The organism is Micromonospora sp. CA-240977, assembly GCF_050942285.1.
Lineage (GTDB): Bacteria > Actinomycetota > Actinomycetes > Mycobacteriales > Micromonosporaceae > Micromonospora.
This window is the reverse complement of sequence record NZ_CP192055.1, coordinates 2,180,174-2,195,058: the sequence shown is the minus strand read 5'-3', so window position 1 is coordinate 2,195,058 and position 14,885 is coordinate 2,180,174. Positions and strand designations below refer to the sequence as shown.

The window sequence follows — 14,885 nt, the reverse complement described above, 5'->3', positions numbered from 1 at the left end:
GATTAGGCAGCCGCCTTTCGCATGGCCCGGCGGGCGTAGACGGCCACCGCGGCGATGATGATCGCGCCCCGGATCACCTGCTTGAAGAAGGCGTCGACCTCCAACTGGTTGAAGATCGCGTCGATGCTGGCGAGCAGCAGCACTCCCCCGACCGTGCCGATGACACCGCCGCGCCCACCGGCGAGGGCTGTTCCGCCGATCACCACCGCGGCTATCGACTCCAGGTCGTAGAGGCCCTCGGTGCCCACCCGGGGCGCGCCCGAACCGAGCCGACTGGCGAGGTAGACGCCGGCGAGCCCGGCACACATCGAGCACAGCACGTGGGCGGTGACGAGGATCCTGTCGTTGCGGACGCCGGAGAGCCGGGCCACCTCCGGGTCCCCACCGACGGCGACCAGGTGGTGGCCGAATCGGGTCTTGGAGAGCGCGAACCAGGCCGCCGCGGTTACCGCGACCAACAGCAGGAACGACACCGGCACCGGGCCGATGCGCTGGTAGCCGAGTGACTGCACGAGCGCGGGCGCGGTGGTGCCGGCCGGCCCGTCGTACCCGTTGTCGAGGTACCCCTTGAGCAGCAGCCCGACGCCGAGGGTCGCGATGAACGCGTTGACCCGGAGTTTGGTGACGAGGAGCCCGTTGAGCAGTCCGACGCCGGCGCTGACGACGAGCGCCAGGCCGATCGCCGGCAGCAACGCGCCGTCGCTGCCGTTCATCGTCTCGGCCGCGACGAGGGTGCTCAGACTGATGACGTACGCCACCGACAGGTCGAGCGAGCCGCCGAGGATGACCAGGGTCTGGCCGACGGCGACGAGCCCGAGGCCGGCCGCGACGTGCAGCAGGCTCACCGTTGTGGACTGGTTGAAGAGCTGGCCGCCGTCGATGAGGACGACCAACCAACCGATCGCGAGGGTGAGGGTCAGGGCCACGAAGACGCCCGGTACGGGGCGGCGGGCCGGCAGGAGCGAGAGGGCGCTCACGCGGCAGCCTTCCGCGCGGTCCCGACCGCCAGGGCCATGACGTCCTCTTCGCTCGCGCCGGCGGGCAGTTCGCCCGCGACCCGGCCGTCCCGCATGACCACGATCCGATCGCTCATCCCCAACAGCTCAGGCAGGTCGGACGAGATCATCAACACGGCGGCGCCGTCCCGGGCGAGCCGGCGGACGAGGTCGTGGATGGCTGACTTCGCGCCCACGTCGATGCCCCGGGTCGGCTCGTCGAAGAGCAGGATCCGCGGATCGAGCGCCAGCCACCTGGCCAGCACCACCTTCTGCTGGTTTCCACCGGACAGGAAGCGGATCTCCTGGTCGTCGCCGGCGCCGCGGACCTCCACGGCGGCGAGCAGCTCGCGCGCCCGGACGGTACGGGCGGCATGCCCGGAACGAATCGCGAACACGGCCCGGCTGGCGAGCAGCGCGTTGTCGAGCACCGACTGCCGGGGGACGATCCCCTCGCCCTTGCGGTCCTCGGTGACGTAGGCGATGCCGGCCCGCATCGCGGTGCGCGGTGAGCGCAGCCGGACCGGCCGGTCGTCGAGCGTGACGTCACCGGTGGTGAACGGGGAGACCCCGAAGATCGCACGGGCCAGCGCCGAGCGCCCGGATCCCTGTAGGCCGCCGATGCCGAGCACCTCACCGGCGCGCAACTGGAGGTTGACGTCACGCAGCTTCCGGTTTCCCACATCGCGAAGGTTGAGCCGCACCGGACCGCGGTCCTCGGGGGCGGCCCGGTCCGGGTAGTAGCTGGACAACTCCCGGCCCACCATGTGCCGCACCAGCTGGTCGGCGCTGGTGTCCGCGGTGTCGACTGTGGTCACTCGACGGCCGTCCTTCAGGACCGTGATCCGGCTGGACAGGTCGAAGACCTCGGCGAGCCGGTGCGAGACGTAGAGCAGGCCGATGCCGCGCTCCTGGAGGCGGCGCACCAACCCGTAGAGCAACTCGACCTCGTGGTCGGCCAGCGCGGCGGTCGGCTCGTCCATGATGAGCAGCCGCGCGTCCAGGGCGAGCGCCTTGGCGATCTCGACGACCTGCTGCTGGGCGACGCCGAGCTGCCCCACCCGGGCGTCGGCGGGCAGCGCGGTCTCCCCGATCGAGGCGAGCAGGCGCGTGGTGCGGTCGAGCATCTCCCGACGGTCGACAAGCCCGCGCCGGACCGGCTCGTGGCCCAGGTAGACGTTCTCCGCGACGCTGCGCTCCGGCAGCAGGTTGAACTCCTGGTGGATGATGCCGATGCCGGCCCGCTGGGCGTCCCGCGGGCCACGGAACGCGCGCGGCTCACCGGCGAACTCCACGGTGCCCCCGTCCGGGGCGTACCCGCCCGAGACGATCTTCATGAGCGTCGACTTGCCGGCACCGTTCTCACCGACAACGGCGTGGACCTCGCCGGGCGCGACATCGAGGTCGACACCGTCGAGAACGCGTACCCCGAGGAAGGACTTGCCGATGCCCCGGAGGGTGAGCAGCGGCGCCGGCGGTGGGTCTGACATCCCGAAAGCCCTCACAGACAGTAGTCATGGACACGGTGCGCGGGTCAGCGTCCGACCCGTCTGCGGCACGGCCAGGAACTTTCGAAGCCGACCGCGGAGACTTACGTTTTTATGTTGCGAACATTCCCTTGACATCGACGAAACATCACACGTATGAAGAAGATAGATGTTTGGATGCAGGTCCGCAATCCTCGACCGGGGCCGATTGCCAGGGCCGTCACTCGAACGGCAGCGAAGCCGTGCCCGAGAGATTCGGACATGGCCGTCGTCATCAGGGCAAGACGTCGGACGTTACCCCATTCATTGACACCCATCTATTTCTGGCTCATCCTGACCTCGTGGACCACGGGACACGCACCACAGCCGCCATCACCCTCTGTGATGTCCCGCGGGTCTGACTGCCGTTTCGGCGAACGGCACGAGGACAGACCAGCGCACTCGTGCCCACCCCTGCGTCCAGGCACAACCTGACGCAGCGTGGGCCCGTGGGCGCAATCGGAGTTGCCCGTCCAACCTAGGAGACGCCATGCGTCGCAATACGATGATCATCTCGGTGATCGCGGGCCTGTTGCTGGCCCTCGGACTCGCCCCACCCGCTTCGGCGGCCCCCGCCTTCCGCGCCCTGGTGTTCAGCAAGACCACCGGCTACCGGCACGACTCGATCCCCGCCGGGATCAGCATGCTCCAGCAGCAGGCCACCGCGAACAACTTCGAAGTGGTGGCGACCGAGGACTCGAGCGTCTTCACCGCCAGCAACCTGGCGACCTTCGACGTGATCGTCATGCTCCAGACCTCCGGCATGGTCTGGACCTCGGCTTCCCAGCGCCAGGCGGTGGAGGGCTACCTCGCCAGCGGCAAGGGCATCGTCGCCATCCACAACGCCACCGACATGGGCATCGAGTCCGAGTACCCGTGGTGGGACCAGACCATCAACGGCGGCGCCCACATGCCCGAGCACTCCCCCGGCGTGCTGCCCGGCACCGCGATCGTCGCCGACAAGCAGCACCCGTCGACGGCCGGGCTGCCGGATCGGTGGAACCGCAGCGAGGAGTGGTACAACTTCGACTCCAACCCGCGCGGCAAGGTGCACGTTCTGGTGACCGCCGACGAGCGCACCTACAACCCGGGATCCCGGGCGATGGGCCCGGACCACCCGATCTCCTGGTGTCGGGACACCGGCGGCGGGCGGGTGTGGGCCACCGCGATGGGCCACGCGATCGACTCCTACAGCGAAACGAACTTCCGCAACCACGTCCTCGGTGGCATCAAGTGGGCCGCCGGCAACGCACCCGGCGACTGCGGCGGCACCGTCTGGGGCAACTTCGAGAAGCGCACCCTTGACGACAACACCGTCGACCCGATGGCGATGGCCGTGGCCCCGGACGGGCGCGTGTTCTACGCCCAGCGCGGCGGGCAGCTGAAGGTCTTCAAGCCGTCCACGAACAGCACCGTCACCGCCGGCACGCTGAGCGTCTACACCGGCGGCGAGGACGGCCTCACCGGTATGGCGTTGGACCCCAACTTCGCCACGAACGGGTACGTGTACCTCTACCACTCGCCGGCGAGCAGCTCGACCGACGTCAACCGGGTCTCCCGCTACACGATGAGCGGTGACACGCTGAACATGTCCAGCGGTGTGACGATCATCGACATCCCGGCGTACCGGGACCGGACGTTCCCGGAGCCCGGGCACACCGGCGGTTACATCGAGTTCGGTCCGGACGGCAACCTCTTCATCGGCACCGGCGACGACACGCCGCCGAACCTCGACCCCAACTGGCAGGGCTACGCCCCGCTGGACTGGCGCTCGGGCAAGTCCAACCTGGACGCCGCCCGCAGCGCGGGTAACACCAACGACCTGCGCGGCAAGCTGCTGCGCATCCGCCCCGGGGCCACCGGCAGCTACACCATCCCGAGCGGCAACCTCTACCCCCAGGGCACCGCGCAGACCAAGCCGGAAATCTACGCGATGGGCTTCCGCAACCCGTTCCGGTTCTCGATCGACCCCGCCAACGGCTGGGTCTACCTGGCCGACTACGGGCCGGACCGCAACCCGCCCACCACCAACCGTGGCCCCGAGGGCCTCGTCGAGCTGAACGTGATCAAGACGCCCGGCAACTACGGCTGGCCGTTCTGCCACGGCAACAACCAGCCGTACGCGCCGTACAACCCGGACACCGGCGTCGTCGGCGCGAAGTTCAACTGCTCGGCGCCGGTCAACAACTCGCCGAACAACACCGGTCTGGTCAACCTGAAGCCGGTCGTCATGCCGAACATCTGGTATGGCTACCCCGCCTCGACGACCTTCCCGGAGCTCGGCTCCGGCGGCTCGGCGCCGATGGGCGGCCCGGTCTACCGGTACGACGCGTCGAACCCGTCCGCGACGAAGTTCCCGCCCTACTACGACGGGGTGCACTTCTTCTACGAGTGGGCGCGCAACTACATCAAGGAGGTGCACTTCGACTCCTCCTCGGCGGTGACCCGCACCAACCCGTTCCTGCCCGGCACCGGGTTCAACAAGCCGATGGACATGGAGTTCGGCAAGGACGGCTCGCTCTACCTGCTGGAGTGGGGCACCAACTTCGGCGGCGGCAACAGCGACTCCGGGCTCTACCGGATCGACTACATCCAGGGCGGTCGGTCCCCGATCGTCAAGGCCACCGGCACGCCCACCAGCGGTAGCGCGCCGCTGACCGTCCAGTTCAGCAGCGCGGGCACGTCCGACCCGGACGGCAACACGCTGAGCTACCTGTGGACGTTCGGCGACGGCACCACCTCCACGGCGGCCAACCCGTCGAAGGTGTACACCTCCAACGGCAACTACACAGCCCAGTTGAAGGTCACCGACAGCACCGGTAAGACCGGCTTCGCCAACGTCCCGATCACCGTCGGCAACAGCGCCCCGGTGGTCACCATCACCACACCGGGCAACGGTGGCATGCTGACCTTCGGTGACAAGGTGCCGTACCAGATCACCGTGACCGATCCGGACGGCGGCACCGTCGACTGCTCGAAGGTGTTCCTCAACCCGGCGCTGGGTCACGACGACCACGCGCACGAGACCACCGAGTACCCGGGTTGCTCGGGCACCATCTCCACCGACCTGCTCGGCGGGCACCCCGACGGCGCCAACCTGTTCTACGTGCTGAACGCGCGGTACACCGACAACGGCGGCTCGGGGGGCGGGTCCCCGCTCACCGGCACCGCACAGGCGATCCTGCAACCGAAGCACAAGCAGTCCGAGTACTTCAGCAGCCAGTCCGGGGTCCGGGTCGTCGACCAGGCTGCAGCGGAGAGCACCAAGCGCGTCGGTGACATCTCCACGAACGACTGGATCGCGTTCAGCCCGATGAACCTGTCGGGCATCTCGACGGTCAGCTACCGGCTGTCGTCGCCCTCCGGTGGCGGTTCGATCGAGCTGCGCGCCGGCTCGCCGACCGGCACCCTGCTGGCCACCACCACGGTGCCGAGCACCGGTGGCTGGGACAACTACCAGTCCACGACACCGGTGAGCGTCGCCGCCAGCAGTGGGACCCAGACGCTCTACATGGTGTTCAAGAACGCCAACAACTCGTTCGACCTGGACTCGCACACCTTCGGCGGCAACGGCGTCGGGACACCCGGCACCGGCGGCGGCCTGGCGGGCAAGACCTACACGCTCACGGCGCAGCACAGCAACAAGCTGATGGACGTCAGCGGGGTCTCCACCGCCGACGGCGCCCAGATCACCCAGTGGGCGTCCACCGGTGGCAACAACCAGAGGTGGCAGGCGGTCGACGCCGGTAACGGCGCGCTCTACCTCAAGGCGGTGCACAGCGGCAAGTGTGTCGAGGTGGTCGGCAGCTCGACCGCGGCGGGTGCCTTCCTCCAGCAGGCCACCTGCAACAACGGCAACCAGCAGAAGTTCACCGCCACCGCGACCGGAACCTCCGGCGTGTACACGGTGAAGAGTGTGCTGAGCGGGCTCTGCGTGGATGTCAACGGCGCTTCGACGGCCGACGGCGCCCGCGTGTTGCAGTGGAACTGCACCAATGCGACGAACCAGCAGTGGCGGTTCACCGCGCTCTGACCCTGCGGCTGTCGCGGTAACGGCTGACGTCCCGGTCGGGACCGGTATCCGATGATCGGAGCCGGTCCCGGCCGGGACGTCGGTCGTCAGTTCGGCTGCTCGGCAGCGCCCGGACCGGGCGCCACGGCGAGCAGCCCGGCCGCGGTCAGGGCGGCCCACAGCTCCTCGGGTACGGCAACGGCGGAGCGTCGTACCGTCTCGGTCACCTGCCCCTCGGTGCGGACACCGACCACTGTCGACACCACCGCCGGGCGCCGACGAACGAAGGCCAGTGCCGCCTGCGGCAGGGTCACCCCGTACGTCTCGCAGACCGCGGCGATCCGCCGTGCCCGCTCGATCAGCTCGGCCGGGGCCTGCTGGTAGTTGTAGACGGCATCGGCCGGCGGCTGGTCCCGGGACAGCAGCCCCGAGTTGTAGACGCCGGCGATGACCACGCCCACCCCGCGCTCCTCGGCGGCGGGCAACAGGTCGTCCGCCGCCCCCTGTTCGAGCAGGGTGTACCGGCCGGCGCACATCATCACGTCGACGTCGGTCTCCCGCACGAACCGTGCCAGCATCGCCGACTGGTTCATCCCGGCACCGATGGCGCCCACGACGCCCTGTTCACGTAGGTCGACAAGGGCCGGCACGGCCTCGTACGCGGCCTGCTCCCAGTGGTCGTCCGGGTCGTGCAGGTAGACGATGTCGATCCGGTCCAGTCCGCTGCGCTCGAGGCTGGCCTCGATCGAGCGGAGAACCCCGTCGCGACTGAAGTCCCACACCCGGCGGTGAGTGGCGGGAACGTCGAACCCCTCGGAGTCGCGCAGGTGCGCGTTCTCGGGCGAGGGCACCAGGATCCGTCCGACCTTCGACGACACCACGTACTCGTCGCGCGGCCGATGCCGCAACGCGGCGCCGAGGCGGCGCTCGGACAGCCCGAGTCCGTAGTGCGGGGCGGTGTCGTAGTACCGGACGCCGGCCTCCCACGCCGCGTCGACCGCCGCGGCGAACTCCTCGTCCGTCGTCCCCCGGTACAGGTTGCCGCCCTGGGCCGCGCCGAACCCCAGCTCGGTGAGACGCACCCGGGGGCGACGCGGCAGCGCCCGCGCCCTCATGACGCCGCCGTCGCGGGTACGGGCTTGCCCGGGTGGTCGCCGACCAGGCTCACCGGGGGCACCGGCCGGCCCATCATCGGCCCATCCAGCCGCCGTCGACGGGCAGCACTACCCCGTTGACGTAGTCCGACGCCGACGACGCCAGGAACACCGTGGCACCGCCGAGATCGTCGGCGCGACCCCACCGGCCAGCCGGGATCCGGGCGAGGATCGCCTGGTTGCGGTCGGGGTCGTCGCGCAGCGCCTGGGTGTTGTCGGTGGCGATGTAGCCGGGGGCGATGGCGTTGACGTTCACCCCGTGGGCCGCCCACTCGTTCGCCAGCGCCTTGGTGAGCCCGGCGATGCCCGACTTCGAGGCGGCGTAGCCGGGGACGGTGATGCCGCCCTGGAAGCTCAACAGCGAGGCGGTGAAAATGATCTTCCCGCGGCCACGCTCGACCATCGTCCGGCCGATCTCCCGGCTCAGGATGAACTGGCTGCTGAGGTTCACCTCGATGACGTGGTCCCACATCTCGTCCGGGTGCTCGGCGGCCGGTGTGCGGGCGATCGTGCCGCCGTTGTTCACCAGGACGTCGATCGGCCCGAGAGCGGTGAGGTCCCGGGCCAACTGGTGTACGGCCGCGCGGTCGCCGAGATCGGCCCGCAGCGCGGTGAACTGGCGGCCGGCGGCCCGCACCCGGCGTTCCACCTCGCTGCCCTCCGATTCGAGCTGGGCGGAGACGCCCACGATGTCGGCGCCGGCCAGCGCCAGGGCCTCGGCCATGGCGAGGCCGATGCCGCGCCGGGCGCCGGTCACGACGGCGACGCGGCCGGACAGGTCGAACAGGGCTGTCACTTGTTTCCCTCCCGCAGATCGAGCAGCACCTTCATCACGCCGCCACCCTCCAGTGCCGCGAAGGCGGCGGTGGCCGCCTCGACCGGCTCCACCCGGGAGATGAGCTGTCGCGCCGGGATCGCGCCCGAGGCGACCAACTGGATCGCCTCCACCATGTCGTCGCGCTGGTACAACCGCGCGCCGAGAAGTTCCAGCTCACGCCAGAAGAAGCGGTGCAGGTTGACCTCGCGGGGCCGCGGGTGGATCGCCACCATCACCAGCCGACCGCGGGTGGTGAGGACGTCGACCGCCGTGGTGACGCCACCGGCGGAGCCGGACACCTCGAAGGCGATGTCGGCGCCCGCGCCGTTGGTCCGGTCGTTGACAAGCGCCACGACATCGGTCGCGCCCGGGTCGACGGTGTCGATCCCGATCCCGGCCGCCACCTCGCGCCGGAACGGATCCGGCTCGACGAGGAGCACCCGCGCGCCGCGGCCCTTCGCGACAACGGCGATGAGCGTCCCGACCGGCCCACCGCCGACCACGACCACCTGGTCGTCGGCGGTCACGTTCCCCCGGCGGACGTCGTGCACGGCGACCGCGACCGGCTCGACGAGCGCCGCGTGGTCGAGCGGCAGTTCCTCGGGGAGCGGCAGCACCAGGTCCGCCGGCACGGTCCAGTAGGACTGCATGGCGCCCGGCGAGTCGATGCCGAGGAAGTTCATGGCGTGGCAGACGTGAGAGTGCCCGCGCTGGCAGGCGGCGCACTGCCCACACGGACGCGTCGGCAACACGGTGACGGGCTGTCCGACGTGCCAGCCGGTGGTGTCCGGCCCGACGGCCGCGATCCGGCCGGACATCTCGTGCCCGATGATCGCGGAGTCACCGACCCGAGCATCCATGTCTCCGTGGTAGATGTGCAGGTCGGTGCCGCAGATCCCGGTGTACGCCACCTCGATCCGCACCTGGCCGGGACCCGGCGGGACCGGGTCGCGATCCTCGATTCCGAGGTCTCGCGCTCCCCGGTAGACGACTGCCTTCATCGATCCTCCGTCTCGACGGCCGGCACGTCGGTCGTGCCGACCGGACATGGCCGTGGGTGCACCGCGACGGCGGTGCACCCACGCGCTCTCTGTTTTTTCTGGCGGTCAGCTCAGTGTCGCGCGGTGGGCGACACCTCGTTGCGGTAGTTCAGCGGCACGACGGGCACCTGGCGGGTGGGGACAACTCCGTCGATTCCGGCCAGTAGCCGCCGGCCGGCCCGCTCCGGCCGGACGTTGGGGCTGTCGGCCGTCTGCGCCTGCGCGCGGTGGTCGGCCGTCCGGATCCGCTCCTCGTCGATGCGGACACCCAGTCCGGGCGCGTCGCCGAGGATGAAGGCGCCGTCCTCGACGTGCAGGTCGACGGAGATGCCGACCGGTGGATGCAGGTCCTGCAACTCGCTGGTCAGGTGGTTCGGCACCGAGGTCGCGGCGTGCAGCAGCCCGATCGGGCTGTTGCCGATCGGGCTGACCGGCAGGTCGTACGCGTGCGCCAGGGCGGATGCCCGCAGGAAGTGGGTGACGCCCCAGACGGCGGCCATCTGGACGACGTCGACAGCGCCGGCGGCGAGCAGCGGACGGTACTGTTCGAGCCCGGTGAGGTTCTCCCCGGTGGCGACCGACGCGCTGACTCCTCGGCTGACGGTGGCGAGGCCCTCGGCGTCCCACCGTCGGACGGGCTCCTCGATCCAGATGAGGTCGAGGGAGCGTTCGAGTTCGCAGACGTGCCGGACGGCCTGCTTGCGCGTCCATGCCTCGTTGACGTCGAGCATCAGACCCGGTCGCCGGCCGTGCCCCGCCTCGGTCAGGACCTCCCTGACCAGGGTGAGGCGGTGCCGGTCGCGCTCGATGTCGAGACCACCCTTAAGCTTCGCGGCGCGCAGGCCGTGGCTGGCGTAGACCTCGTACTCCGCGACGAGTTCGTCGTCGGTGAGCCCGATGTCCAGGCCGGACGCGTAGGCGTTGACCCGCCGGTCACGTCCGCCCAGCAGCCGCCACAGCGGCTCGCCGGCGGCCTGCGCCTTGATGTCCCAGAGCGCGGTGTCCAGTGCGCCGATGGTGCCGAACACCGGGCCGGCGTGGCCCGCCTTGAAGGTGTGCCGCAACATCCGGTCGTACAGCGTCGTCACGGCACGGGGGTCTTCGCCCTCGATGGCTGCGAAGATCCGCTCGATCTCGACGTGCGGCCCGAGGCCGACTCCCGAGACGCCCTCGTCGGTGTCGACGATGACGATCGAGACCGGAACCACCCCGTCGGCGAACACCCCGTTGGCGTCGCCGACGGGCCGCCCCCACTCCTGGACCGTGGTGAGCGTCCGATATCCCGTGATCCGCATGTTAACCCTTCGTGGAACCGGCGGCCACGCCGTCGGCAATTTGGCGCTGGAGGAACAGGTAAACCAACAGGACGGGTATGGCGGCGATCAGCACCCCGGAGGCGAAGGTGGGAATGTTGTCGGAGTACTGCCCCCGCAACGAGGTCACCCCGATCATCAGCGTCCGGTGGTCGGCCGAGGGCATCATCACCAGTGCCATGAGGACGTCGTTCCAGCAGAACAGGGCGTTGAGGATGCCGACCGACAGCAGTGCCGGGGTGCCCAGCGGCAACATGATCCGGCGGTACACGCCGTACACGGTGTTGCCGTCGATCCGGGCGGCATCGACGATCTCCGACGGGATCCCCCGGTAGTAGCTCGTCATCAGGAACACGGTGAAGGGCAGGAACTGGGCCACGTAGACGAGGACCAGACCGGGGTACGTGTCGATGAGCGCCGTGTCGGCCATGATCCGGGACAACGGCACCATGATCACCTGGAACGGGATGAAGAGTCCCGCGAGGCAACCCAGGAACAACGCCGACGAGCCACGGAACCGCAGCTGGCTCAACGCGAAGCCGGCCATCGACCCGAGCAGCAGCAGCAGGATCACCGACACCGTCACCACGAGCAGCGAGTTGACGAAGTATCGGCCCATGCCGACGCTGCTCCACGCCGTGCTGATGTTCTCCCAGCGCAGGGCGTCGGTCAGGGAGAACCGGTCGAGGATGTATTCACGGCGCGTCTTCATCGCGACGTTGGCGGTGAACAGCAGCGGGTAGATCGTCGCCAGCGCGAGCAGTGACATGGGGATGGCGACGAACCACCATCCCAGGCGGACCCGAGACATCAATCCTCCTTTCCGGATCGTTCGAGCAGCTTGATCTGCAACATCCCCACCACGAGCATGATGATGAAGAGGATCGTCGAGGCGGCCGACGCGAGCGCCGGTCGGTTCATCTGGCCCTGCTGGATCCAGATGTAGTACTCCGGCAGGTAGGTCGAACCCTCCGGTCCGCCGCTGGTCATCACGAAGAGCAACCCGAACATCGAGGTCAGCATCCCGATCATCGTGGTGACGAAGACGAACTGGATGGTGCGCGAGAGGCTCGGGATGATCACGTGCCAGACCACCTGGCGTAGCGACGCCCCGTCCACCCGGGCGGCGTCCAGGAGCGCGGGGTCCAGGGTGGCGAAGCCGGCGAGGAACACCACCAGGGCCATCCCGAAGGTGGCCCAGATGTGCACGCCCACCACCATGAACATCGCCAGGTCCGGGTCACCGAGCCAGTCCACCGGACTGATGCCGAACGAGCCGAGGACGGCGTTGAGGGGGCCGTCGAAGGCGAGCAGCAGGTTGAAGATCGCGCCGACGATGACCGGCGAGAGCACCGCGGGGAAGAAGTAGACGCTGCGGTAGAAGCGGTGGCCCGGAACCCGCAGGTAGATGAACGTCGCGAGCAGGCCGGGGATCGCCACCGCCACCGGGAGCAACAGCACAAGCAGCCCGACGTTGCTCAGCGCGGTCCGGAACAGCGGATCGTGGAACAGCTCACGGTAGTTGCCGAACCCGACCGCCGACCCGTTCTGCGCACCGTCGCCGGTGAAGGAGAAGTTGACGCCGAGGAGCAGCGGATAGAGCCGCAGCACCACGATGATCAGGACGGCCGGAGCGACCAGAATGTAGGGGGCGAAGCGTTCGGCCCGCAGGCCGTTACGGGTGCGACGAGGCTGTGCACCATGCCGATGTACGGCGGGGGTGCCCGCCGGCCCGCCGGCCCGTCCGGCCTGAGCCAGACGGACCGACGGTTGCGTGTTTCCCATTGACACGAGGGTCAGCCCGCCTGGTCGGAAGCGGCCAACTGCTTCACCACCTCGTCGACGGTGATCGAACCGCTGAGCAGCTGCTGGGACAGCCGCCCCATCAGGTCGATCGTCTTCGAGGAGAGCGCCACGTGCAGCGCGGGCTTGCCGGTCTTCAGATCGCTGACGATCGTGGAGACGGCCGGGCCGTTCTGGGACACGTCGATCGTGGTGTCGGCGACGATCGCGCCGGCGTCGGCGTAGAAGGCCTTCAGCGCCTCCGCCGAGGTCAGGGAGCGCACCAGGTCGGCGGCCACCTTCGGGTCCTTGGTCCACTTGGCGACCCCGTAGCCGATGCCACCGTCGTACGGGAGGCTCGGGGTGGTGCCGGCGGTGACGACCGGAGGCTTCATGACGCCGAGCTTCTCCGCGGTCAGGAACTCGTTGAAGTCCTTCCAGTGCCCGACGTCCGACATCAGACCCATGACGTGGGCGGCCTTACCGGACTGGAAGTACGCGAACGAGTCGTTGAACATCGCCGTCGAGTTGGCCCCGTCGCTGTTCATCTTCCGGTCGCCGGTCTCCTTCCAGGTCTGGAAGATCCGCTTGACGTTCGGCGAGGTCCAGTCGCGCTTGCCGGTGATCCAGGCGTCGTACTCCGCGGCGGTGAGGGTGACCGACCCCATGCTGGAGAGCCAGAACTGGATGCCGACGCCCTCCTTGTTGCCGAGGGCGAAGCACTTGGAGCCGGCCTTGGCGATGGCGGCGCAGTCGGCGACGAACTTGTCCCAGGTGGCGGCCGGGGTCGCCGGGTCGAGGCCGGCCTTCCGGTAGATCTCCTTGTTGTAGTAGATGGGGTAGCCCTGCAGCGTCACCGGCCCGGCGTAGACCTTGCCGTCCTTGGTGAACGCCTCCCACCCGGCCAGCCGCTGCTTGTCCTCGGCCACGTAGTCGGTGATCGGCACCAACGCGTCCACCCGGTCGCGGATCTGGCCGCCGCCGTTGAACAGCATGACGTCCGGGCCCTTGCCGGACTGGATCGCCGCACCGAGCAGCGTGTAGTACTGGTCGAAGGGCTGGGCGACGAACTCGACCTCGACATTCGGGTGCTTCTTTTTGAAGTCAGCCTTAGCCTTGTCCAGATAGGATTTGGCGAACGTCTCGCCGGACTTCCAGTCCCACACCACGAGCTTGCTGTCCGACCCGCTTGACGAGCTTGAATCGCTAGCACTTCCGCAACCGGCCAGGGCCAGGCCCACAACGAGGACGGCCGACCATATAGCGCGCTGTCTCATCAGTTGTCACCTCAGAAAGTGGGGTGGCCGGCGGTCGCGCCGCCGTGCCAATGTTGCCCGGAACGTAACTCGTATGACGTGTGACGTCAATACTCAGCCGTACACTGAGCCAGACGTCGTGCCACGGCGAGCTTTTCGGAGGGGACATGACGCCATCGCAGGAGACGGCCCTGAACAGCCCGGTGACACCGGCATGGGTGCGTCGGCCGACCAACCTGGCCCGCGCGGTCACCGCCGAACTGGTGGAGCGCATCGTCCGCGGCGTACATCCGTCCGGAACGTCCCTACCTCCCGAACCGATCCTCTGCGAGACCTTCTCGGTGAGCCGGACGGTCGTCCGGGAGGCCGTCAAGATCCTTCAGGAGAAGGGGCTGGTGCAGGTGCGCCAGGGCGCCGGCACCATGGTCACCCCCGCTTCACAGTGGGACATGCTCGACGAGCTCGTCCTCGGGGCCACCATCGCCGAGGACGACAGCCTCGCCATACTCGACGATCTCGTCGTCACCCGACGCGTGCTGGAATCCGACATGGCGAACGTCGCCGCCCGGCTCGCCGAGGCGCAGACCATCGACCGACTGCACGCCATGGTGGACCGGATGGACGAGCTCGTCGACGACCACGTCACCTACCACGAGCACGACCGGGCCTTCCACGACGCAATCATGCAGACGTCCGGGAACCGCATCGCCCGCGGCGTCGTACGCGCGCTGGAGAGTCAGGTCATCAACACCGCCCGCTACATGGGCCGGACCGAACGCTCCCTGTGCGTGGCCTCCAACCGGGGCCACCGGCGCATCTACGAGCGCATCGCCGCGCACGACTCCGAGGGCGCCGCCGAGGCGATGTTCACCCACATCACCGAGGCCTGGCTGGTCCGCCGCAGCGGTTCGGGCAAGCCGGTCCGTCTGCAACGCTGACGGTCGCGGAAACACGACGGCGCCCGCCCCCGAGGTACGGGAGCAGGCGCCG

General features: G+C 69.0%; 11 protein-coding genes. 2 read left to right on the top strand and 9 right to left on the bottom strand.

Annotated features, from left to right (window positions below):
- Positions 1-2: 2 nt before the first annotated feature.
- The gene (locus ACQPWW_RS10240) at positions 3-977 is read right to left on the bottom strand and encodes an ABC transporter permease (RefSeq protein WP_433131408.1); all 975 of its coding nucleotides are present in this window, start codon (positions 975-977) and stop codon (positions 3-5) included.
- Positions 974-2,485 (bottom strand): sugar ABC transporter ATP-binding protein, encoded by a 1,512-nt coding sequence (locus ACQPWW_RS10235; protein ID WP_433131406.1) that lies wholly within the window; start codon positions 2,483-2,485, stop codon positions 974-976. Before ACQPWW_RS10235 ends, ACQPWW_RS10240 begins: the two co-directional genes overlap by 4 nt.
- A gap of 526 nt (positions 2,486-3,011) precedes the next feature.
- On the opposite strand from ACQPWW_RS10235, the gene ACQPWW_RS10230 reads away from it, so the two are divergent.
- Positions 3,012-6,554, top strand: a complete 3,543-nt coding sequence (locus tag ACQPWW_RS10230) for a ThuA domain-containing protein (protein WP_433131404.1) — start codon at positions 3,012-3,014, stop codon at positions 6,552-6,554.
- A gap of 86 nt (positions 6,555-6,640) precedes the next feature.
- Here the strand turns inward: ACQPWW_RS10230 and ACQPWW_RS10225 are convergent, their stop codons facing one another.
- From ACQPWW_RS10225 to ACQPWW_RS10195, 7 genes are all read right to left on the bottom strand, one after another.
- On the bottom strand, positions 6,641-7,648 hold the full coding sequence (locus ACQPWW_RS10225; protein WP_433131402.1) for an aldo/keto reductase: 1,008 nt from the start codon (positions 7,646-7,648) through the stop codon (positions 6,641-6,643).
- A 73-nt stretch (positions 7,649-7,721) separates the two neighbouring features.
- Complete coding sequence (gene kduD, locus ACQPWW_RS10220) at positions 7,722-8,483, bottom strand: 2-dehydro-3-deoxy-D-gluconate 5-dehydrogenase KduD (RefSeq protein WP_433131400.1); 762 nt, start codon at positions 8,481-8,483, stop codon at positions 7,722-7,724.
- On the bottom strand, positions 8,480-9,505 hold the full coding sequence (locus ACQPWW_RS10215; protein WP_433131398.1) for a zinc-dependent alcohol dehydrogenase: 1,026 nt from the start codon (positions 9,503-9,505) through the stop codon (positions 8,480-8,482). The genes kduD and ACQPWW_RS10215 overlap by 4 nt, the downstream gene beginning before the upstream one ends.
- 110 nt (positions 9,506-9,615) lie before the next feature.
- Complete coding sequence (locus tag ACQPWW_RS10210) at positions 9,616-10,839, bottom strand: mandelate racemase/muconate lactonizing enzyme family protein (protein ID WP_433131396.1); 1,224 nt, start codon at positions 10,837-10,839, stop codon at positions 9,616-9,618.
- A gap of 1 nt (position 10,840) precedes the next feature.
- Positions 10,841-11,668: a carbohydrate ABC transporter permease gene (locus ACQPWW_RS10205; protein WP_433131394.1), complete on the bottom strand. Its 828-nt coding sequence runs from the start codon at positions 11,666-11,668 to the stop codon at positions 10,841-10,843.
- Positions 11,668-12,642 carry a carbohydrate ABC transporter permease gene (locus ACQPWW_RS10200; protein WP_433131392.1) on the bottom strand — a complete coding sequence of 325 codons (975 nt, stop codon included), beginning with the start codon at positions 12,640-12,642 and terminating at the stop codon, positions 11,668-11,670. Before ACQPWW_RS10200 ends, ACQPWW_RS10205 begins: the two co-directional genes overlap by 1 nt.
- An 11-nt stretch (positions 12,643-12,653) precedes the next feature.
- Positions 12,654-13,805 (bottom strand): ABC transporter substrate-binding protein, encoded by a 1,152-nt coding sequence (locus ACQPWW_RS10195; RefSeq protein WP_433131390.1) that lies wholly within the window; start codon positions 13,803-13,805, stop codon positions 12,654-12,656.
- A 257-nt stretch (positions 13,806-14,062) separates the two neighbouring features.
- Between ACQPWW_RS10195 and ACQPWW_RS10190 the strand changes: the two genes are divergently transcribed.
- Positions 14,063-14,833: a FadR/GntR family transcriptional regulator gene (locus ACQPWW_RS10190; protein WP_433131388.1), complete on the top strand. Its 771-nt coding sequence runs from the start codon at positions 14,063-14,065 to the stop codon at positions 14,831-14,833.
- Positions 14,834-14,885 lie beyond the last annotated feature (52 nt).